The 20305-nt window shown below is 68.7% G+C and carries 20 protein-coding genes; 11 read left to right on the top strand and 9 right to left on the bottom strand.

Annotated features, from left to right (window positions below):
- Positions 1-51: 51 nt before the first annotated feature.
- From ACFVWR_RS13865 to ACFVWR_RS13850, 4 genes are read right to left on the bottom strand one after another with little or no spacing between them, the layout of a single operon-like run.
- Positions 52-1509 (bottom strand): amidohydrolase, encoded by a 1458-nt coding sequence (locus ACFVWR_RS13865; RefSeq protein WP_387212991.1) that lies wholly within the window; start codon positions 1507-1509, stop codon positions 52-54.
- Entirely contained in the window at positions 1506-2144 is a 639-nt protein-coding gene (locus ACFVWR_RS13860) for an FMN-binding negative transcriptional regulator (protein ID WP_387212988.1), read from the bottom strand. The genes ACFVWR_RS13865 and ACFVWR_RS13860 overlap by 4 nt, the downstream gene beginning before the upstream one ends.
- A 43-nt stretch (positions 2145-2187) precedes the next feature.
- Positions 2188-3162, bottom strand: a complete 975-nt coding sequence (locus ACFVWR_RS13855; protein ID WP_387212985.1) for an Fpg/Nei family DNA glycosylase — start codon at positions 3160-3162, stop codon at positions 2188-2190.
- The gene (locus ACFVWR_RS13850) at positions 3162-3650 is read right to left on the bottom strand and encodes a ribose-5-phosphate isomerase (RefSeq protein WP_387212982.1); all 489 of its coding nucleotides are present in this window, start codon (positions 3648-3650) and stop codon (positions 3162-3164) included. Before ACFVWR_RS13850 ends, ACFVWR_RS13855 begins: the two co-directional genes overlap by 1 nt.
- 93 nt (positions 3651-3743) lie before the next feature.
- On the opposite strand from ACFVWR_RS13850, the gene pepN reads away from it, so the two are divergent.
- The 8 genes from pepN to ACFVWR_RS13810 all read left to right on the top strand — a co-directional run bounded on the left by pepN (position 3744) and on the right by ACFVWR_RS13810 (position 13647).
- Positions 3744-6287, top strand: coding sequence for an aminopeptidase N (gene pepN / locus ACFVWR_RS13845; protein WP_387212979.1), 2544 nt, complete (start codon positions 3744-3746; stop codon positions 6285-6287).
- A 111-nt stretch (positions 6288-6398) separates the two neighbouring features.
- Positions 6399-7310, top strand: coding sequence for an ABC transporter ATP-binding protein (locus ACFVWR_RS13840; RefSeq protein ID WP_387212976.1), 912 nt, complete (start codon positions 6399-6401; stop codon positions 7308-7310).
- Positions 7307-8134, top strand: coding sequence for an ABC transporter permease subunit (locus ACFVWR_RS13835; protein ID WP_387212973.1), 828 nt, complete (start codon positions 7307-7309; stop codon positions 8132-8134). Before ACFVWR_RS13840 ends, ACFVWR_RS13835 begins: the two co-directional genes overlap by 4 nt.
- Positions 8135-8170: 36 nt before the next feature.
- Positions 8171-9541, top strand: coding sequence for a sensor histidine kinase (locus ACFVWR_RS13830; RefSeq protein WP_387212970.1), 1371 nt, complete (start codon positions 8171-8173; stop codon positions 9539-9541).
- Entirely contained in the window at positions 9538-10215 is a 678-nt protein-coding gene (locus ACFVWR_RS13825; protein ID WP_387212967.1) for a response regulator, read from the top strand. The genes ACFVWR_RS13830 and ACFVWR_RS13825 overlap by 4 nt, the downstream gene beginning before the upstream one ends.
- Positions 10216-10258: 43 nt before the next feature.
- Positions 10259-11407, top strand: a complete 1149-nt coding sequence (locus ACFVWR_RS13820) for a mechanosensitive ion channel family protein (RefSeq protein WP_387212964.1) — start codon at positions 10259-10261, stop codon at positions 11405-11407.
- Between the two features lie 58 nt (positions 11408-11465).
- Positions 11466-11873, top strand: coding sequence for a globin (locus ACFVWR_RS13815; RefSeq protein WP_387213087.1), 408 nt, complete (start codon positions 11466-11468; stop codon positions 11871-11873).
- 82 nt (positions 11874-11955) lie between these two features.
- Positions 11956-13647, top strand: coding sequence for an FAD-binding dehydrogenase (locus ACFVWR_RS13810; RefSeq protein WP_387212961.1), 1692 nt, complete (start codon positions 11956-11958; stop codon positions 13645-13647).
- 17 nt (positions 13648-13664) lie between these two features.
- Here ACFVWR_RS13810 and ACFVWR_RS13805 read toward each other — a convergent pair whose 3' ends face one another.
- Positions 13665-14351 (bottom strand): hypothetical protein, encoded by a 687-nt coding sequence (locus ACFVWR_RS13805; RefSeq protein WP_387212958.1) that lies wholly within the window; start codon positions 14349-14351, stop codon positions 13665-13667.
- Between the two features lie 41 nt (positions 14352-14392).
- Here ACFVWR_RS13805 and ACFVWR_RS13800 point away from each other — a divergent pair, with 41 nt between their 5' ends.
- Positions 14393-15265 (top strand): acyl-CoA thioesterase, encoded by an 873-nt coding sequence (locus ACFVWR_RS13800; RefSeq protein WP_387212955.1) that lies wholly within the window; start codon positions 14393-14395, stop codon positions 15263-15265.
- Positions 15266-15300: 35 nt separating this feature from the next.
- On the opposite strand, the gene ACFVWR_RS13795 is transcribed toward ACFVWR_RS13800, so the two are convergent.
- Both ACFVWR_RS13795 and ACFVWR_RS13790 read right to left on the bottom strand, forming a co-directional pair.
- Positions 15301-16002, bottom strand: a complete 702-nt coding sequence (locus ACFVWR_RS13795; protein WP_387212952.1) for an anti-sigma factor family protein — start codon at positions 16000-16002, stop codon at positions 15301-15303.
- Positions 15999-16508, bottom strand: coding sequence for a sigma-70 family RNA polymerase sigma factor (locus tag ACFVWR_RS13790; protein WP_387212949.1), 510 nt, complete (start codon positions 16506-16508; stop codon positions 15999-16001). The genes ACFVWR_RS13795 and ACFVWR_RS13790 overlap by 4 nt, the downstream gene beginning before the upstream one ends.
- A 130-nt stretch (positions 16509-16638) precedes the next feature.
- On the opposite strand from ACFVWR_RS13790, the gene ACFVWR_RS13785 reads away from it, so the two are divergent.
- Positions 16639-17094, top strand: coding sequence for a ubiquinol-cytochrome c reductase iron-sulfur subunit (locus ACFVWR_RS13785; protein ID WP_387212946.1), 456 nt, complete (start codon positions 16639-16641; stop codon positions 17092-17094).
- Between the two features lie 8 nt (positions 17095-17102).
- Entirely contained in the window at positions 17103-17603 is a 501-nt protein-coding gene (locus ACFVWR_RS13780; RefSeq protein WP_387212943.1) for a hypothetical protein, read from the top strand.
- A 21-nt stretch (positions 17604-17624) separates the two neighbouring features.
- On the opposite strand, the gene ACFVWR_RS13775 is transcribed toward ACFVWR_RS13780, so the two are convergent.
- Together ACFVWR_RS13775 and ettA are read right to left on the bottom strand one after the other, a co-directional pair.
- A complete protein-coding gene (locus ACFVWR_RS13775; protein ID WP_387212940.1) occupies positions 17625-18101 on the bottom strand; it encodes an acyl-CoA thioesterase in 477 nt (158 codons plus the stop codon).
- Positions 18102-18115: 14 nt separating this feature from the next.
- Entirely contained in the window at positions 18116-19798 is a 1683-nt protein-coding gene (gene ettA, locus ACFVWR_RS13770; RefSeq protein ID WP_387212937.1) for an energy-dependent translational throttle protein EttA, read from the bottom strand.
- Between the last annotated feature and the right edge of the window lie 507 nt (positions 19799-20305).

Raw genomic sequence — 20305 nt, 5'->3', positions numbered from 1 at the left:
ACTGACGATGGGGCCGCTCGGTATCGAGCGGCCCCATCGTCGTGTTCGAGCTCAGCCCGTGAGCTCGTCGTGCGTGAAGCGCCCGGCGAGCAGCGTGGCCCCGACCGGCATGTCCCGCAGTTCGCTGAGCGTGCATCCGAACGGGTCGAGATCGACGATCGCGAGGTCGGCCGGCTCCCCCACCGCGACGCGTGACCGCACAGACGACGCGAGGCCGATGCGACGGGACACTGCCTGTTCCGGATGCCAGGCGGCACGCCCGTCGCGCGCGCGCCCGACGGCCGCGGCCAGGGCGATCCAAGGGTCGAGCGGCGCGACCGGAGCATCGGAGCCGAACGCCAAGCGCACGCCGGCGCGGTGCAGGGCGGCGAGCGGGAAGGCGCGGTCGGTGCGGCCGGCCCACAGCGCGTCGGCGACGTCCCTGTCGTCCATCGCGTGCTCCGGCTGCACACTCGCGGTGACACCGAGGCGCGCGAAGCGGGCGATGTCGTCACCCGCCAGGAGTTGCGCGTGCTCGACGCGGCCGGTGCAGCCGACGCTCTCGAACGCATCCAGAGCCACACCGTTCGCGTGATCGCCGATGGCGTGCACCGCAGGTTCGATGCCGTTCTCGGCGGCGAAAGACATCGCGGCGACGAGTTCGTCCGGCGTGAGGTTCTGCACTCCGACACCGCCGTCGGGATACGGATCGAAGCAGTAGGCCGTTCTGGTGTTCAGGGAACCGTCCGTGATCACCTTGAACGGACCGACGGTGAGCAACCCGCCTGTGCCCGGGATGTCCGCTCCGGTGCGCAGCCCGAGCCCGACCGCGCGGTCGAGGTGATCGCCGTACGTGCCGAACTCGACGCGCAGGGCGTCGAAGCCGGCAGCCATGCGGCGCGTCCAGACGTCGAGGTTCCAGCCGTATTCGAGATCGACGACGCCGACGACGCCACGCGCAGCAGCCGCACGGGCGGCATCGGCCGCCCACCGGTCGATGGTGCCGTCGTCGGCGGCCGACAGCAGAGTGGTCACCGCGAAGCTCGCGTCTTCCCGCAAGACGGCCGCACCGGGGTCGTCGGCGGTCTCGGGCGCGAAACGGCGAGCCGCCGCCGTGTTCAACCAGGAGCAGTGCAGGTCGCCGGCGATCAGAACGACCGGGCGTTCCCCCGCGGCGTCATCGAGCAGCGACCGGGTCGGTGCGTCGGGCCAGAGCGCGTCGTGGAAGCCGAAGCCGACGATCGGCTCGTCGCCGGCATCGTTCGCCGACCGGATGCGCACCAGCGCTGCCGCGTCGGCAGCCGAGGCGGCACCCGAAACGTCGAGGCGGCGGGCCGTCTGCGCCCACTGCGTGAAGTGCACGTGGTTGTCCCAGAGGCCGGGGACCACCCAGCGGCCGTCGAGCGAGACGACCTCGTCGGCTCGCAACCGGCCGACCGGCGCGAGGTGCGCGATGCGGCCGTTCTCGATGAGCAGGTCGACGGTGCCGTCGACGGTCGGCAGGCGGCCGCCGCGCAGCACCAGGCTCATCGGGCCGCGCGCATCCGCTCGTGCACCCGGCGCATCTCCGCCGCCAGCGCGGGCGATGCATACGGACCGTCGCCCTCCAGCTCGCCGATGATCGTGTCGACGGTCTCGTCGGACCGGTTCTGGCTCAGCTTGCTCTTCGCCACGACGCGGGTCGGGGTGAGACGAAGCCCCACCGTGCCCGACGAGATGCGTTGCGCGTACGCGGCATTCTCAGGCGTTCCCTCCATGCGGCGCGGGTGCGGCATCCTGTTCTCGAAATGGTCGACGAGCCCGCCGAGCACACGGAAGTTCTCCTCGTCACTCAGGATCTCGGGCACACCGCTCAGGTGCGCGGCGGTGAAGTTCCAGGTCGGCACGGCCGGCTTCGCGTCGTACCAGCCGGGCGAGATGTACCCGTGCGGCCCCTGGATGACCACCAGCAACTCGTGCCGACCCAGTTCGTGCAGCTGCTCATCCGGACGGCCGACGTGCGTGACGATCGACAGCTCTTCCCGCGACTCGTCGACCAGCACGGGATAGTGGGAGGCCACGAGCCCGTCGTCGGTGTTGCTCACGAGCGTGGCCCAGGGGTTCACCCGGATGAGCCGCTTGATCTCGGCGGGATCCGCGAGGGTGAAGCTGGGGTTCTGTCGCATCGTTGCTCCGTCGGGTGGGTGAGTGAAAAGGTCGGCGGTGGCGTCAGGCCTGGTCGACCGGGCACCAGTACAGTTTTCGGCCGCCCATCTCTTCGAGCAGGATGTTGGTTCCGCACACCCGGCACGGCAGACCCTCGCGCTTGTAGACCCAGTGCCGGTCGTCCCGGGAGGCCATCGCCTTGCGCAGCGCCTCGTCGTCCAGGCCGTCCATCGTCAGCATCTGGCCGGTCTCCACGCCGATGGTGAGCAGCCTCGCCCAATCGCGCCAGAGCTCGCGGGCTGTGTCTTCGGGAACGTTCTTGCCCGGCGTGTGCGGGTTGAGGCGCGCGCGGAACAGCAGCTCGGCCCGGTAGACGTTGCCGATCCCGCTGACCACGGACTGGTCCATGAGCAGTAGACCGATCGGCGTCGGCTTCTTGCGAACCGCGGCGACGAACCTGTCTTCGGTGGCCTTGTCGTGGCCGAGCAGCGGGTCCGGCCCCAGTTTCGCGAGCACCCCATCCACCTGGGCGGGATCGAGCACTTCGCAGGCCGTCGGACCGCGAAGGTCGGCGACCGCGGTGTCGCTGAGCAGGCGCACCCGCACCTGGCCGACCGGCTCCGGAGGAAACTGCGTGATCTCGTCTTCGAGCTTCTCCGACTCCGCCATCCGCAACCGGGTGCGCCGCGGCGCGCCGATGCTGTGCAGGGAGTTCTCCCCGGCGTCGTCGAAGACCGTCCCCCGCTGGTTGGTCTGACCCATCCTCCCGTTCGCCGACGCTATCGTCGGGTCGACCGAGATGTCGCCCGCGAAGTCCCACGCGCCGTAGATGCCCAGGTGGACGCGCAGCCAGAGGTCGTTGTCGAACTCGAGGAACATCTGCTTGCCGACGGCCTTGGCGTCGGTCATGACGTGGCCGTCGATGCGGCTCGCGCCCTCGGCGAACCGCCCCTGCGGCGACGACACGGCAATACGATGACCGACGAAGTTCGCCGCGAACTGGCGTGCGATGCGGTGGACGGAGTGGCCCTCGGGCATCAGTGATCCACGTTCTTGCCTGCGATGTCGCCAGTGGCCTCGAACTCGGCGAGCTGCGCGATGCGGCGCACGTGCCGCTCCTCTTCGGAGAAGGGCTCGGCGATGAACGCGTCGATGAACGCCGTCGCCTCGTCGACCGTGTGCTGGCGGGCACCGATCGAGATCACGTTGGCGTCGTTGTGCTGCCGCGCCAGCTTCGCCGTGCTGTCGTTCCAGACGAGGGCCGCGCGGGCGCCGGTGACCTTGTTGGCCGCGATCTGCTCGCCGTTGCCCGAGCCGCCGAACACGATGCCGAGCGCCTCGACACCGGCCTGCTGGTCGGCGACGACGCCCTTCGCCGCGTTGATGCAGAACGCCGGGTAATCGTCGATCGGGTCGTAGCTCTGCGGTCCGTGGTCGATCACTTCGTGGCCGGCCTCGGCGAGGTGCTGCTTGAGGTGGGTGCTGAAGTCGAGACCGGCGTGATCGGTGGCGATGTGGATGCGCATGGACACCAGTTTAGGGAAGGCCACCGACGCATCCGCGAAGGAGTCTAGGGTTGTCTGTTGGACACGATCCACCACAGAGCGAAGGAGTCAGCGTTGCCCGGAGAAAACCTCACCCGCGTCGAAGCCCAGGAGCGTGCAGCGCTCGTCAGCACCCGCAGCTACGACATCGCACTCGACCTGACGACGGGGGCCGAGACGTTCCTCAGCACGACGACCGTGCGCTTCTCCGCCACCGAGGGCGCGTCGACGTTCATCGACGCGATCACGCGGAACGTGCACTCCGTGACTTTGAACGGCGCAGAGCTCGACCCGGCCGTGGTGAGCGACGGGGTGCGCATCCAGCTGGACGGGCTGGCGGCCGAGAACGAGCTGACGGTGGTCTCCGACGCGCTCTACACCAACACCGGTGAGGGTCTGCACCGCTTCGTCGACCCGGTCGATGGCGAGGTCTACCTCTACAGCCAGTTCGAGGTTCCGGATTCGCGGCGCATGTTCGCCGTGTTCGAGCAGCCCGACCTCAAGGCCGAGTTCACCTTCACCGTGACCGCACCGGCGCACTGGGCCGTCGTGAGCAACTCCCCCACCCCCGAGCCGACGCCGGCGGGCGACGACAAGAAGACCTGGGCCTTCGCCCCGACCTCGCGCATCTCCTCCTACATCACCGCGCTGATCGCCGGCCCGTACGAGTCGGTGCACAGCGAGCTGACCAGCCGTGACGGCCGCACCATCCCGCTCGGCGTCTACGCGCGGAAGAGCCTCGCCGAGTTCCTCGACGCCGACTACATCTTCGAGAAGACCCGCGAGGGCTTCGCGTTCTACGAGGAGAAGTTCGACTACGCCTACCCGTTCGAGAAGTACGACCAGCTGTTCGTTCCGGAGTTCAACGCCGGCGCGATGGAGAACGCGGGCGCCATCACCTTCACCGAGACCTACGTGTTCCGGTCGAAGGTCACCGACGCCATCAAGGAGCGCCGCGTCGTCACCATCCTGCACGAGCTCGCCCACATGTGGTTCGGCGACCTGGTGACCATGAAATGGTGGAACGACCTCTGGCTGAACGAGTCGTTCGCCGAGTACGCCTCCACCCTCGCCACGGCCGAGGCCACCGAGTGGACCGAGGCGTGGACGACCTTCGCCGCCATGGAGAAGAGCTGGGCGTACAAGCAGGACCAGCTGCCGTCCACCCACCCCATCGTCGCGACCATCAACGACCTGGAGGACGTGCAGGTCAACTTCGACGGCATCACCTACGCCAAGGGCGCCTCGGTGCTCAAGCAGCTCGTCGCCTGGGTCGGCCAGGACGACTTCCTCTCCGGTGTCGGTCAGTACTTCAAGAAGCACGCGCACTCGAACACCGAGCTGCGCGACCTGCTCGTCGAACTGGAGGCCACCAGCGGCCGCGACCTCACCGACTGGTCGGAGAAGTGGCTGGAGACGGCGGGCGTGAACACCCTCCGCCCCGAGATCGCGGTCGACGCGGACGGTGTCATCACCTCGTTCGCGGTGCTGCAGTCCGCTGCCGCCGATTACCCGACCATCCGCCCCCACCGGCTCGCGATCGGCTTCTACGAACTGATCGACGGCCGTCTCGTGCGCGACCACCGCATCGAGCTCGACGTCGACGAAGAGCGCACCGAGGTCGCCGAGCTGGTCGGACGCAAGCGCCCGGCCCTCGTGCTGCTGAACGACGACGACCTCGCTTACGCGAAGATCCGCCTCGACGACGAGTCGCTCGCCGTCGCCATCGAGCACCTCGCCGACATCGAGAGCCCGCTCGCGCGCTCCCTGGTGTGGGGTGCGGCCTGGGATGCGACGCGCGACGCCGAGACCCCGGCGAGCGACTACGTTCGGCTGGTGCTCGGCAACATCGCGACCGAGACCGAGTCGACGACCATCCGCACGACCCTCAGCCAGCTCGCTCTGGCCGCCGGGTCGTACGTCGCCCCTGCCGACCAGAAGTCGACCGTCGAGGGCGCCGCCGACACCCTTTGGACACTCGCGCAGCAGGCCGAGGCCGGCAGCGACGCGCAGTTCCAGTTCGTCAAGTTCTTCGCCGCTCTGGCGTCGACGGATGCGCAGCTCACGACGATCGCGGCCCTGCGCGACGGCAGCGTCACGCTCCCCGGCCTCGAGGTCGACACCGACCTCGCTTGGGAGCTGCTGGTCGCGCTGGTCGCGGGCGGCAAAGCGGGTACGGCCGAGATCGACGCCGCCCTCGCCGCCGACAACACCGCGAACGGCGCCCAGTTCGCCGCCCAGGCGGCCGCATCCATCCCGACGCTCGACGGCAAGCAGGCGGCGTGGAACTCGGTGTTCGACAGCGACTCGCTGCCCAACACGATCGTGCGCTTCACCGGGCTCGGCTTCCAGCGCGCGGCCGACAAGACGGTGCTCGCCCAGTTCGTGAAGCCGTATTTCGACGCGCTGCTCCCCATCTGGGAGTCGCGCTCGTACAAGATCGCCGAGTACCTCGTGGCCGGCATGTACCCGGCCCCGCTGGCGAACGCCGAACTGCGCGACGCCACCCGTGCCTGGCTCGACGCGCACCAGGAGCCGGCTGCGCTGCGGCGCCTGGTCGTCGAGAACCTGGCCGGGGTCGAGCGTGCCATCGCGGCGCAGGAGCGCGACGCCCGCTGACAGCACGGAACGGTCTGGGGATGGCGTGGTACTTCGGTACCACGCCATCCTTTTTCGAGACCGCACCGCTGGTCGATGACGGCAGCCGATCGCTTCAATAGAGTCGTACCCATGATCGAACTCACCCGTCTCACGAAGACGTACGGCGCTAAGACCGCCGTGAACGACATCTCCGCGACGATCCAGCCGGGCAAGGTCACCGGATTCCTGGGGCCGAACGGCGCCGGGAAGTCGACGACCATGCGGATGATCATGGGCCTCGACCGACCGACCCACGGCACCGCGATCGTCAACGGCAAGCGCTACGTCGAGCACAAGTCGCCCCTCACCGAGGTCGGCGCCCTGCTCGACGCCAAGGCGGTGCACACCGGTCGCACGGCGTACAACCACCTTCTGGCCATGGCGGCGACCCACGGCATCCCGAAGCGTCGCGTTGCCGAAGTGATCGGCATGACCGGGCTCGAATCGGTCGCCGGCAAGCGCGTCGGCGGATTCTCGCTGGGCATGGGCCAACGCCTCGGCATCGCCGCTGCGATGCTCGGCGATCCGGCCACCCTGATCCTCGACGAGCCTGTGAACGGCCTCGACCCCGAGGGCGTGCTCTGGGTTCGCCAGTTCGCGCGTCACCTGGCGGGCGAGGGACGAACGGTCTTCCTGTCGTCGCACCTGATGAGCGAGATGGCGCAGACCGCCGACCACATCATCGTGCTGGGTCGCGGCCGCATCCTGGCCGACGCGCCCGTTCAGGAGATCCTCGACGGCGCCACCAGCAGCTCGGTGCGCGTGCGCAGCCCGCAGATCGACGCGCTCGCCCGTGCCATCCAGGGCGCGGATGTCAGCATCACGGGCCTGGAGAACGAACTCGTCGAGGTGAACGGCCTGAGCGCCGCGCAGATCGGCGAGGCCGCCGCCCAGTTCGGCATCGTTCTCCATGAGCTCTCCCCCATCAACGCCTCACTCGAGCAGGCCTACCTCGCCCTCACGCAGGACGAGGTCGAATATCGCACGGAGGTCTCCCGATGAGCACCGCAGTCGCCCAGGCGCCCACCCATCACAGCTCGCTCGGCCACCTGAACTTCGCGCGCGTCGTGCGCTCGGAGTGGATCAAGTTCCGCTCGCTGCGCTCCACCTTCTGGACCTACGCGGTCGTGCTGATCCTCGGACTCGGGATGACGGCGCTCGTCGCTTTCTCCTTCCCCGCGAGCCAGATCAACCAGATCCCTCCCGAAGCGAGGGCCACCTTCCTGGTGAGCACAGCGTCGTTCGGTGTGTTGTTCGGCCAGCTCGCGGTCGCGGTTCTCGGTGTGCTCGTCATCAGTGGCGAATACTCAACGGGCATGATTCGTTCGTCGTTCGCCGCCGTGCCCCGTCGCACACCGATCTTCGTCGCGAAGTCCATCGTTCTGTTCGTCTGCTCCTTCCTGATCGGTGTCGTCACCACGGCGGCGGGATACGCGATCGCAGCGCCCGTGCTCTCCGGCAAGGGATTCCCGGTGGACTTCACCGCTGGAACCGTGTGGTCGATCCTCGGCGGCGGTCTGTACCTCGGACTGGTCTCGGTCTTCGCTCTCGGTCTGGGCACGATCCTCCGTGCGGCGGCCGGTGGTATCGCAGCCGCGCTCGGTGTGGTGTTCCTGCTGCCGATCATCATCGGCATCGTCAACTCGCTCGTGTCCCTGGACTGGCTCAAGCATGTTCCCGAGTACTTGATCTCCAGCGCCGGCCAGGGGCTCGCCGGCAGCAGCAACGCAGGCTTCGAACCGTGGCAGAACGTGCTCGTGGTGGTCGTGTGGACGGCCGTGTCGTTCATCGCGGGCGCCTTGGTGCTGAAGCGCCGGGACGCGTAGCGCGCTTCGGCCGTCCAGCCGCGTAGCGTTCCACTCATGACCAGCAACCAGATCTCCCTCGACCGGACGGCTTCTCCGGTCGGGGGAGATCTTCTGCTGCCGCGACCGCCCGGGGTCATCCGGCGGTTCCTGGCGTCGCATCCGGTGCTGGTCGACTCGTTGATCGCGGGCGTCTACCTGGTACCCGCGATCGTCGGCGGCATCTACTTGATGGTCACCGAGCCGAGCTGGCAGAACGGCACCAGGGTCGTTCTCTCTGCGATTGCGGGCGCGTCGCTCTTTCTGCGGAGACAGCATCCGTGGGCCGTGCTGGTCGTCGCCGTCGTGGTGATGGTGGGGGCCACCCTGCTCGGCCGCGACGTGGACTTCCTTCCGGCGCAGTTCGCGCTGTACGCACTGGCGGTCTACCGATCGGCGAAGGCGTCCTGGATCGCCTTCGCAGTCGTCGTCGCCGCGGCGACTGCTGCCTTAGGGCTCTCCGCGCTCGGCACACGCCCCGAGCAGTACACGCCGTTCGAATCCGGATCGACCACCACCGTCATCGCCGTGGCCGCGATTTCCCTGTTCTGGGTGCTCGTCGGCATCAACATCGGCAACCGCCGGCGGTATCTGGCGGCCCTGATCGATCGCGCGAGGCAGCTGGCGCGGGAACGCGACCAGCAGGCCGTGATCGCCGCCGCAGCCGAACGCAGCAGGATCGCCCGCGAGATGCACGACATCGTCTCGCACGGCCTCACCGTGATGATCACCCTGGCCGACGGCTCCGCGGGCCTCGCTACGACCGCTCCGGAGCGGTCCGCGGAGGCGATGAGGATGGTCGCGGAGACCGGCCGTTCAGCCCTGGACGACATGCGCCGCCTGCTCGGCGTTCTGCGCGCGACGGAGGGCGATGCCCCCGAACGCGAACCGCAGCCGGGGGTCGGCGAGTTGTCCGAGCTGATCGAAGGATTCCGAGCGGCCGGTCTCGTCGTGCACATCACCGTGTCGGGGTCGCCGCCCTCCGACACCGGCCAGCAGCTCACCGTGTTCCGGGTGGTGCAGGAGGCCCTGACCAATGCGCTCCGGTATGCGTCGCTCGCCACTGCCGTCGAGGTGTCCATCGCTTTCACGGCCGCCATGATCGAGATCACCGTCGACGACGACGCGGCCGTTCACAGCACGCCGGGGCAAGGAAGCGGCCGCGGCCTCATCGGCCTGCGAGAACGTGTGGGCCTCTACAGCGGAACGCTCGAGGCCGGCCCGAGACCCGGCGGCGGCTGGCGGGTGCGCGCCCGTTTCGAGACGGTACGGACCCCCTCCGCGCTCGCGGCCCCGGGCGCGCCCGACCCATCCGCCCGACCCAGCACCAGCACAGACCCCCGGCCCGGCGCACACCCCCTGCCCAGCACAGAGGAGACCCTTCCTTGACCGATCACTCCCCCATCCGTGTGCTCATCGTCGATGACCAGTCGCTCGTGCGTCTCGGGTTCCGCATGGTCCTCGACGCCGAAGCCGATCTCACCGTCGTCGGCGAAGCCTTCGACGGAGTGGAGGCGGTGCGGCTCGCGGTCGACGCCCGGCCCGACGTGATCCTGATGGACGTGCGCATGCCGAACCTCGACGGCATCGCGGCGACGCAGCGCATCGTGGCGGCGAATCCGGATGCCCGCATCATCATCCTCACCACCTTCGACCTCGACGAGTACGCGTTCGGCGGGTTGCGCGCCGGCGCCAGCGGCTTCCTCCTGAAGGATGCACGGCCCGCCGAGTTGACGAGCGCGATCCGCGCGGTCGCCGCCGGTGACGCCGCTGTCTCAGGACGGATCACCCGGTCGATGCTCGAGATGTTCGCCGGCCGCCTCCCCGCCGCCGAGTCGGTGGGCACGGCCGCCGCCGACCCGACGGCGGCGCTCACTCCGCGGGAGCGCGAGATGCTGCTCGCCATTGCCGCGGGTCTCTCGAACGGCGAGATCGGCGAGAAGTTCTACCTCACCGAATCCACGGTCAAGACCCATGTCGGTCGCGTTCTGGCCAAACTGCACCTGCGCGACCGCGTGCACGCGGTGATCTTCGCGTACGACAACGGGCTCGTCGACCGCTGAATCCAGCCCCCGCCAAGGCTCGGCTCGGTAGGCTCGTCGTCATATGTTGGCGAAAACGAACTTCTGGACAGACTTCGGTATCTGGGCCGTCGAGAGCGGCTGGCTCCTCGTCCGCGTAGCGGCGATCATCGTCGGCGCTTTCGTGCTGAGCTGGATTCTGCGGGTCGTGATCAGGCGGGTCGTGCGCCAGATCGTCAGCGGCGTGAAGAAGAACCAGAACGTGGCGGACACGCAAGCGCTGACCGTGTCGCCCCTGGCGGCCGTGCGCGTCGTGCAGCGCACCCGCACCCTCGGCACCGTGTTGTCGAACATCGTCAACGTGACGATCGGCATCATCGCGATCATCCTGGTCATCAATCAGCTCGCGCCGAACGTGATCGGGTCGCTGGCGCTGCTGACGGCCGCTCTCGGCGCCGGCCTCGGTTTCGGTGCGCAGAACATCGTCAAAGACGTTCTGAACGGTTTGTTCATGGTGATGGAAGACCAGCTCGGCGTGGGCGACGTCGTGGATCTCGGACCCGCGACAGGCGTGGTCGAGGCCGTCGGCATCCGCATCACCCAGGTGCGCGATGTGAACGGGGTTCTCTGGTTCGTGCGCAACGGCGAGATCCTGCGGGTCGGCAACATGTCGCAGGGCTGGTCGCGGGTGATCATCGACCTGGCCGTGCCGTACGAAGCCGACGTGAACGCCGTCGAAGACAAGATGATGGAGACGGCGACCGCGCTCGCCACGAGCCCGAAATGGCGGTCTCGCATCTTGGAGAAGCCGGAGATCTGGGGCCTCGAGTCGATCTCCGACGACGTTCTCGTGATCCGCATCGTGCTGAAGACGCGCACCACCGCCAAAGACGACGTGTCGCGTGAGCTGCGGATGCGGCTGAAGTCGGCGATCGACGAGATGGGCGTCAAGCTTCCGTCGCTGAACACGATCGTGCTGACCGGCTTCGACGGAGCCGCCAGCGTGACCGGCGCCAAGCCGCCCCGGACGCGGCCGACCCCAGTCGTGGAAGAGGCTCCGAAGGGCCGCAAGGCTCGCGCAGCGGCGAAGAAGGCCGCGGTCGTCACCGTCGACCCGCGCTCGGTGCGGCTGAAACCTCAGACCGGCCCGACCACTCAGCAACCGACGACCAAGCCGGCCACGGTCAAGCCGCCGGCGGCCAAGCCATCCACGACCAAGCCTCCGGAGGAGTGACGTGACCATCCCCATCGACCCGCAGGGCTCCGGCACCGTTCCGCCGAGCCCCGTCGTACTGCGGTCGGGCGAGAACGGTGCGGGCGTCGAAGACACCTTCTTCACCCAGATCGGCGGCCACGACACCTTCCGGCGCCTGGTCGACGCGTTCTATCGCGGAGTCGCCGCAGACCCGGTGCTCAAGCCGATGTATCCCGAGGAAGATCTCGGACCGGCCGCCGAACGCCTCACCCTGTTTCTGGTGCAGTACTGGGGAGGGCCCGGCACCTACAGCGAGCAGCGCGGGCATCCGCGGCTCCGGATGCGACACATGCCCTTTAAGGTCAACCCCGACGCTCGCGACCGCTGGCTGAAGCACATGCGCGCCGCGGTCGACGAGCTCGACCTGCCGCCGCTGCAGCACGAGACGCTCTGGAGCTACCTCGAACGTGCTGCCTTCGCGATGGTCAACACGTTCGACGAGTAGGCCCGGGCAGGTCGGATGGTGCTGTCGTCGTTCGACCCGTCATACTTCACAAGAGAAGTCACGTGCCGAAGGAGACACAAGGATGACGACCACCCCGACAGAGTCAGCCGCCACCCGTCGGCCGGGCGCCGCCGACCAGCCGGACGCCATCGTCGTCGGGGCCGGGCTCGCCGGTCTGGTCGCTGCGAGCGAACTCATCGACGCCGGGCGGCGGGTGACCATCGTCGACCAGGAGCCGGCCGCATCCCTCGGCGGGCAGGCCTGGTGGTCGTTCGGCGGCCTGTTCCTCATCGACTCCCCTGAGCAGCGCCGGATGGGCGTGAACGACTCGCTCGCGCTCGCCCGGCAGGACTGGCTCGGCAGCGCGGGCTTCGACCGCGACGAAGACTTCTGGCCCCGGCAATGGGCCGAGGCCTACCTGCAGTTCGCGGCCGGCGAGAAGCGGGCCTGGCTGCACGAGAATGGCGTCCGCTTCTTCCCGGTCGTCGGCTGGGCCGAGCGCGGCGGCGACTCCGCCGGCGGGCACGGCAACTCGGTTCCACGCTTCCACATCACCTGGGGAACAGGCCCTGGCGTGCTCGCGCCGTTCGTGCGGCGCGTCAAAGAGGGCGTCGCCGCAGGCGCCGTCACGCTGCTGCACCGACACCGCGTGGACGAGCTCATCGTCGAGTCCGGGCGGGTGACCGGCGTTCGAGGGTCCGTCCTCGCCGACGACCCGGCTCTTCGCGGCGCGCCGAGCAATCGGGACGAGGTGGGCGACTTCGAGCTGCGCGGTGGCGCGGTCATCGTGACGAGCGGCGGCATCGGCGGCAATCATGACCTCGTGCGCGCAGCCTGGCCGGAACGGCTCGGCACTCCCCCCGCGCACATGCTCTCCGGGGTTCCCGCCCACGTGGACGGCCGCATGCTCGGCATCAGCGCGGCCGCGGGCGCCCGGCTCATCAACGGCGACCGGATGTGGCACTACACCGAGGGCATCGAGAACTGGAACCCGGTGTGGAACCGTCACGGCATCCGCATCCTGCCCGGCCCGTCGTCGCTCTGGCTCGACGCTCGGGGCGACCGGCTGCCCGCACCGCTCTTCCCGGGGTTCGACACGCTCGGCACCCTCGAGTATCTGCGCAAGACCGGCTCCGACTACAGCTGGTTCGTGCTCACGCAGAAGATCATCGAAAAGGAGTTCGCGCTCTCGGGCAGCGAGCAGAACCCCGACCTCACCAACAAAGACCTGCGGCTGCTCGCCAAACGCATCGGGTCGGGAGCGCCCGCGCCGGTCGAGGCGTTCAAAGAGAAGGGCGCCGACTTCATCGTCGCCGACACCCTCGATGAGCTCATCACCGGGATGCAGCGGCTCTCGGATGTCCCCCTCGACACCGCGCTCGTCGCCAAACACGTTCGCGAACGCGACCGCGAACTGGACAACGACTTCGGCAAAGACGCCCAGCTCGCGGCCATCCGCGGCGCCCGCGCGTATCGAGGCGACAAGCTCATCCGGGTCGCCTCGCCGCACAAGCTGCTCGACCCGGCAGCCGGACCGCTCATCGCCGTGAAACTGCACATCCTCACCCGCAAGAGCCTCGGCGGCATCGAGACCGACCTCGACGGCCGGGTACTCGGCGCCGACGGAGAACCGATCGGCGGCCTCTACTCCGCGGGCGAAGCCAGCGGGTTCGGGGGCGGCGGCGTGCACGGCTACCGAGCGCTGGAGGGCACCTTCCTCGGCGGGTGCCTGTTCTCAGGACGCCAGGCCGGCCGAGCGGTCGCGCGCGGCTGAGGTCAGGCGTGGCTGGGTCAGGCGCGCAGCGTCCAGGCCTGGCGGCGCACGAGGATGTGTCCCCGCTTCGTGGTGAGGCGCGTCCACGGGCCGGTCTCCAGGATGGTCACCGGCTCGTCTGCCGCCAGAAAGCCTAGGCTCTCCGCCGCGAACGCCGCGCCCGCCGGGATGTATTCGAGCCCGTCGATCGGTCGGCCCCACACCTCCGCGCGCACCCGCTGAACGAGCTGCTCGCCGAGCCCGGTCGGAACGGCCTCCGCGACCTCGGCGATCCCGGTCTTCGCCGTCTCCGCGAGGAGCGAATGCTGGGTCTCGCCGACGGGACGCCACCCGCCGCGCGGCGGGGAGATGCCGGCCCACGTGACCGTGGACACCTCGAGCGGCATCCTCACCTCGATAGGACCGTCGGGCACCGTACCGGCGGAGACCGACTCGCCGATTCGGGCGATGCGGTCGAGCAGCGACCGGATGGGAACCACCGCGTCGAACGCCACGCCCGGCTGGATCGCGAACGTGCGCAGCCCGAGAACGGTCGGGGTCTGATCGAGCAGACCGCGCGGGTAGAGGATCGCCGAATAGACGGCTAGCACGCCCGATCCGCCGATCAGGCGAACCGACCCTTCCTCGACACGGGCCGCCCGCGACAGATACGTCTGCAGGTCGGAAACGGCGAGGGAATCCACGAGAGAAAATGACTGGCTCATCTGCTGTCTAAACTACCAAGAGAACACACGATGGAGGCACCGTGACCGAGCCCCTGGCTTCCCTACTGACCGCGCTCGACCTCACCGACACCGGCGCCCGCACCAGCGAGGACATCTTCACCGGCCCATCGCAGTGGATGCCGCTCGGCCGAGTGTTCGGCGGCCAAGTGCTCGCGCAGTCGATCATGGCGGCGACCCGAACGGTCGATAGCGAGCGCCACATCCACTCGATGCACGGCTACTTCCTGCGCCCGGGCGATGTGAACCTGCCGATCACGTTCTCGGTCGACCGCATCCACGACGGCCGCTCGTTCTCGACCAGGCGAACCCAGGCGTACCAGAGCGGCCTGCCCATCCTGTCGATGATCGCCTCCTTTCAAGACGAAGACGAGGGATTCGACCACCAGGTGCCGATGCCGACCGGCATCCCCGACCCCGAATCCCTGCCGAACTCGGCGGCGACGCTCGAGAATGTCGAGCACCCCGTGGCGCAGTACTGGGCGAGCGAGCGCCCGTTCGACATGCGGCACGTTCCCTCCCCCATCTACCTCACGGTCGAGGGCGAGCACGTCGCCCACCAGGCGGTCTGGTTCCGTACGATCGACGCGCTGCCCGACGACCCTGAACTGCACCGCGCGGCGCTCGCCTATGCGAGCGACTACACGATCATGGAACCGGTGATGCGCCGGCACGGCGTCGCTTGGGCGACTCCGGGGCTCAAAGCAGCGAGCCTCGACCACGCGATGTGGTGGCACCGGTACGCCCGGGTCGACGAATGGCTGCTGTACGTGCAGGAGTCCCCGAGCGCGAGCGGTGGGCGTGGACTGGCCCTCGGGCGCATCTTCAGCCGCGACGGGCGACTGGTGGCGAGCGTGGCGCAGGAGTCGATGGTGCGGGTGCCGGCTCCCCGGTAGCCCGGCTGCGCCGCGCATCCCCGCCGCGCATCCGGTCAGCCGAAGGAACTTCTCAGAAGCACGGTGCCATCGCCGGCCGAACGGATGTCGATGCTCGCGATCTCGTCGACCGGCACGCTCGTCGTCGCGACCGGGTGCACGGTGCTGCCCGCCGAGGCGGTCCAGGTCGAGATCTGCGTCTGCTTGCCGCCGCGATCGGTGACGACCATCGCGTAGGTCCAGGTGCGGTTCGCCTCCGCGCCCTGCCACGCGGCGTAACTGCAGCGCGACTGGATGCGGGTCCCCCACGGCTCCGCAATGAGCCGCAGGTCGGCTGTGAGCGCGCTCGGCTCGACCTGACGCATCACGACGCTGGTGCCCGCTTGCGGGGCGGGCGCGGGCGAGATCACGGAAGGCAGCACGAGAGCGCCGACCGTCACGACGACGAGCGCGGCGGCGACCGACGCCGCCGTCACCCACCGCGTGCGAAGGCGGCGCCGACGCGCAGCGCTCAAGAGCGCGGGAAGCACGTCGTCGCCGATCTGCTCGGGTGTGCCCTCATCCGCTTCGAGCAGCGCGAACGCGTCGTCGACGGGCACCCGCCCGAGCAGACCGGGCACGCCCGCCAGCTCGGCGACGGCCGCCGAGCATTCGACACACGTGCGCAGATGCTCCTCGTAGTCGCGCCGGTCGGCCGTCGACAGCGCGCCCAGCAGGTAGGCGCCGTCCCAGGTGGCGAACTCGTCATGGGTCGTCATCGCTCGGTCACCCCTCTCTCCTGCAGTGCGAGGCGCAGCGCCCGCAGGCCGTAATGGAGACGTGACTTCACTGTTCCCTCCGGGATGTCCAGTTCGCGCGAGATCTCCGCGATCGAGCGTCCGCCGTAGTACGCGTGCACGATGACGGCCCGATGCTCGACCGAGAGCTCGGCCAGCGCATCCGACACCAGCCAGGCGTCGAGCACGGCGTCGGACTCGTCACGCCCCCCGCGCTCGGGCAGCGTCTCGGTGCCGAGCTCGTGGATGGCGCGAGCACTTCGCCTGTCGTCGATCACGAGGTGCCGGGCAACGGTGAACAGCCATGCCCTGGCGGAGTTCTGCGTCTGATCGAGCACCGCCGGGCGGCGCCAGGCGCGCAAGAGCGTCTCCTGCACCACATCGTCGGCCATGGCCCGATCACCGGTGAGGTGCACGACGTACCGCCAGACCGCCTGCGCGTGCTGGTCGTGCAGCTCGCGCAACAGACGCGAGTCGTCGTTCGGCATGAACACCTCCACCAGAGACACGGTGCCGGCTTCGAAAAGGTTCAGCGAATTCTTCGGCGGACTGAACCGTTCGTGTGTCAGCCTCGTGCATACCGGTAAGACAAAGCTACGCCGACTGTGAGGACAGAGCATGAGCGAAACCACCCCACTCACCCGCCGCACCCTCGTCTCCCTCGGAGGCGCGACGGCACTAGGCGCGGGCGTGCTCGTGCTGTCCGCCTGCACGCCCGGCGGAGGCTCCGCGGATACCGCTGAAGGGTCAGGCGGGTCGGGCGGGTCGGGCGCATCCGGCGGGTCGGTCAAGGTGTCCCTCGCGTCGATCCCCGTCGGCGGCGCCGTATCGGCGAAGCTCGGCTCCACGCCGATCGTGGTCTCTCAGCCCAAGGCCGGCTCCGTCGTCGCGTTCAGCGCGGTGTGCACCCACCAGGGTTGCACGGTGGCACCACAGGGCTCGGAGTTCGACTGCCCGTGCCACGGCTCGCGCTTCGACGCCGCGACCGGCGAGGTGCTCGGCGGACCGGCGCCCAAGCCTCTGCCGAAACTCGACGCCACCGTGTCGGGCGACACTGTGACCGTCTCGAACTAGGGGCCACCGTGGAGGTCAACGGTCTCCCGCTCCACGTTCTGCTCGTGCACTTCGTGGTGGTGCTCGTGCCGCTCGCCGCCCTGTGTGCCGTCGCGACGGCGGCCTGGCCGGCGGCACGACGCCGCCTCGGGATCGTGACGCCCCTGCTCGCGCTGGCGAACCTCATTCTGGTGCCTGTGGTCACGGATGCGGGCGCCTGGTTGCAAGCGCGCGTGCCGTCCACGCCGCTCATCGAGCAGCACGCCACTCTCGGGCTCACCCTCTACCCGTGGACGATCGCCGTCTTCGTCTTCACGGCCCTGCAGTGGGCGTGGTTCTTGTTCTTCGACCGGCCGTCGTCGCCGCGCCGGCCGTCCGCGGTCGTCCGGCGCGTGGTGCTCGTGGTGCTGATCGTCGTCTCCGTCGGGCTGGCGGTGGGTTCGATCGTCGACGTGGTGCTGATCGGCGAGGCGGGCTCGCGGGCGATCTGGGAGAACTCGTTCAGCCCGACACCCGTGAAGACGCCGTAGTTCGGGCTACGGTTCTGTCGCTCAGCCGCGCTTGGTGAACTGCACCGGCTCGTCGAGGTAGGGCGTCCAGGCTTCGCGCTCGTGGTCGTTGATGCGTCGCGGCCGTTCGCTCGCCGCATCCACCAGCACGATCGTGGTCGCTGCGCGCGTGTACAGGATGCGGGACTCGGCTCCCTGGGGCGACCACACCTCGTAGCAGACCTCCAAGCTGGCGCCGCCGAGACGCCCGAGCCACAGCTGGATGTCGAGCGGCTGCCGCAGGTACGGGATGGGCGCCAGGTACTCGATCTCCTGGCGCGCGATCAGCGTGAGCGTGTCGGCGCCCGGGCGGCCGTCGAGCACCGCCGTGCTCGCACCGACGGCCTCAGCCACATCTTCTGTCACCCAGAACGCCTGGATGCGCGCCTCCTCCAGGAGGCGCAACATCTCGGCGTTGTTGACGTGACCGTAGGCGTCGAGGTCGCTCCAGCGCAGCCGGGTCGGAACGTGCAGTCGCATCGGTGCGCCCCGCGTCAGTCGCGCGTCAGCTTGCGGTAAGCCGAACGGTGCGGCTTCGCCGCATCCGGGCCGAGGCGCTCGACCTTGTTCTCTTCGTACGCCTCGAAGTTGCCCTCGAACCAGTACCAGTTCGCCGGGTCTTCCTCGGTGCCCTCGTAGGCGAGGATGTGCGTGGCGATGCGGTCGAGGAACCACCGGTCGTGGGTGATGACCACGGCGCATCCGGGGAACTCGAGAAGCGCGTTCTCCAGGCTGGAGAGGGTCTCGACGTCGAGGTCGTTCGTCGGCTCGTCGAGGAGCAGCAGGTTGCCGCCCTGTTTGAGCGTGAGTGCCAGGTTCAGCCGGTTGCGCTCACCACCGGAGAGCACACCCGCCTTCTTCTGCTGGTCGGGACCCTTGAACCCGAACGTCGACACGTAGGCGCGGCTCGGAACCTCGACCTTGCCGACCTGGATGTAGTCAAGGCCGTCGGACACGACCTCCCAGAGCGACTTGTTCGGGTCGATGCCGCCACGGGACTGGTCGACGTAGGAGATCTCGACCGTCTCGCCGACCTTGAGGTCGCCGCCGTCGAGCGATTCGAGGCCGACGATCGTTTTGAACAGCGTGGTCTTTCCGACACCGTTCGGACCGATGACGCCGACGATGCCGTTGCGCGGCAGGGTGAACGTGAGTCCGTCGATGAGCTTGCGGTCGTCGAAGCCCTTCTGCAGGTTCTTCGCGTCGATCACGATCTGGCCGAGACGCGGTCCCGGCGGAATCTGGATCTCTTCGAAGTCGAGCTTTCTGGTGCGCTCGGCCTCGGCGGCCATCTCCTCGTAGCGAGCCAGACGCGCCTTCGACTTCGCCTGACGGCCTTTCGCGTTGCTGCGCACCCAATCGAGCTCTTCGGACAGGCGCTTGGAGAGCTTCGCATCCTTCTTGCCCTGGACTTCGAGACGAGCCTGCTTCTTCTCGAGGTACGTCGAGTAGTTGCCCTCGTACGGGTACAGGTGGCCGCGGTCGACTTCGGCGATCCACTCGGCGACATGGTCGAGGAAGTACCTGTCGTGGGTCACGGCGAGAACGGCGCCGTGGTACTTGGCCAGGTGCTGCTCCAGCCACAGGACACTCTCGGCGTCCAGGTGGTTGGTGGGCTCGTCGAGCAGCAGGAGGTCGGGCTTCTGCAGCAGCAGCTTGCAGAGCGCGACACGGCGCTTCTCACCACCGGAGAGGCTGGTGACCGCCCAGTCGCCCGGGGGGCAGCGCAGCGCATCCATCGCCTGCTCCAGCTGGGAGTCGAGATCCCACGCGTCGGCCGCGTCGATCTGCTCCTGCAGGGTTCCCATCTCGGCGAGCAGCGTGTCGAAGTCGGCGTCTGGGTCGGCCAGCGCGGCAGAGATCTCGTTGAACCGGTCGACCTTGGCCTTGATCTCGCCGACGCCCTCCTGCACGTTCTCCAGAACGGTCTTGTTCTCGTCGAGCACCGGCTCCTGCATGAGGATGCCGACCGAGTATCCGGGTGTCAGCTTCGCGTCGCCATTGCTCGGTGTGTCGAGCCCGGCCATGATCTTGAGGATGGTCGACTTACCCGCACCGTTCGGGCCGACGACACCGATCTTCGCCCCCGGAAGGAACGACATGGTCACGTCGTCGAGAATCAGCTTGTCGCCCACCGCTTTGCGGGCGCGCACCATCGAGTAAATGTATTCGGCCATGGGATCAAGTCTATTGGCAGCGCGCGCACGACCCGTGCGTCAAGGATTCCGCCGCTCGCGAATCCCGGTGTGCGGCGGAGCGAGCGTGACTGCTCGTGGCGCGCCTGGCTGTTCTCGGAAGGCGGCCGGCCCCTGCGGTCCGTCGAGTGTGGCCGCTCCTGTCGAATGTGGCCGCGCCGGTCGAGTATGGCCGCTCCGGTCGAGTGTGGCCGTTCCCGTCGAGTGTGGCCGTTCCCGTCGAGTGTGGCCGTTCCCGTCGAATGTGGCCGCTCCGGTCGAATGTGGCTGGCACAGCGGGCACAGTCGACCGCAGCGGCCACACTCGCGAGTGAGCGGGGTCGGAGGCGGGACCGAACGCGTCGGCGTGACCCTGTCGGGGCGCCATCCCGACGAATGTGGCCCTTCGCGGCGAGCGCGAGCGTTGCGACCCTGACGAATGTGGCCCTTCCTGTCGAGGGTGGCCGCTCCGGTCGAATGTGGCCGGCACAGCGGGCACAGTCGACCGCC

Source organism: Leifsonia sp. NPDC058292, assembly GCF_042880955.1.
Lineage (GTDB): Bacteria > Actinomycetota > Actinomycetes > Actinomycetales > Microbacteriaceae > Leifsonia.
This window is presented reverse-complemented; position numbering and strand designations above follow the sequence as displayed.

Bases quoted from the DNA above. Each gene is read 5' to 3' on its own strand.
- ACFVWR_RS13810 (WP_387212961.1), top strand. From the start codon at position 11,956: ATGACGACCACCCCGACAGAGTCAGCCGCCACCCGTCGGCCGGGCGCC.
- ACFVWR_RS13840 (WP_387212976.1), top strand. From the start codon at position 6,399: ATGATCGAACTCACCCGTCTCACGAAGACGTACGGCGCTAAGACCGCC.
- ettA (WP_387212937.1), bottom strand. From the start codon at position 19,798: ATGGCCGAATACATTTACTCGATGGTGCGCGCCCGCAAAGCGGTGGGC.
- ACFVWR_RS13795 (WP_387212952.1), bottom strand. From the start codon at position 16,002: ATGACGACCCATGACGAGTTCGCCACCTGGGACGGCGCCTACCTGCTG.
- ACFVWR_RS13865 (WP_387212991.1), bottom strand. From the start codon at position 1,509: ATGAGCCTGGTGCTGCGCGGCGGCCGCCTGCCGACCGTCGACGGCACC.
- ACFVWR_RS13785 (WP_387212946.1), top strand. From the start codon at position 16,639: ATGAGCGAAACCACCCCACTCACCCGCCGCACCCTCGTCTCCCTCGGA.
- ACFVWR_RS13850 (WP_387212982.1), bottom strand. From the start codon at position 3,650: ATGCGCATCCACATCGCCACCGATCACGCCGGTCTCGACTTCAGCACC.
- ACFVWR_RS13790 (WP_387212949.1), bottom strand. From the start codon at position 16,508: ATGCCGAACGACGACTCGCGTCTGTTGCGCGAGCTGCACGACCAGCAC.
- ACFVWR_RS13835 (WP_387212973.1), top strand. From the start codon at position 7,307: ATGAGCACCGCAGTCGCCCAGGCGCCCACCCATCACAGCTCGCTCGGC.
- ACFVWR_RS13805 (WP_387212958.1), bottom strand. From the start codon at position 14,351: ATGAGCCAGTCATTTTCTCTCGTGGATTCCCTCGCCGTTTCCGACCTG.
- ACFVWR_RS13820 (WP_387212964.1), top strand. From the start codon at position 10,259: ATGTTGGCGAAAACGAACTTCTGGACAGACTTCGGTATCTGGGCCGTC.
- ACFVWR_RS13775 (WP_387212940.1), bottom strand. From the start codon at position 18,101: ATGCGACTGCACGTTCCGACCCGGCTGCGCTGGAGCGACCTCGACGCC.
- ACFVWR_RS13830 (WP_387212970.1), top strand. From the start codon at position 8,171: ATGACCAGCAACCAGATCTCCCTCGACCGGACGGCTTCTCCGGTCGGG.
- ACFVWR_RS13855 (WP_387212985.1), bottom strand. From the start codon at position 3,162: ATGCCCGAGGGCCACTCCGTCCACCGCATCGCACGCCAGTTCGCGGCG.
- ACFVWR_RS13860 (WP_387212988.1), bottom strand. From the start codon at position 2,144: ATGCGACAGAACCCCAGCTTCACCCTCGCGGATCCCGCCGAGATCAAG.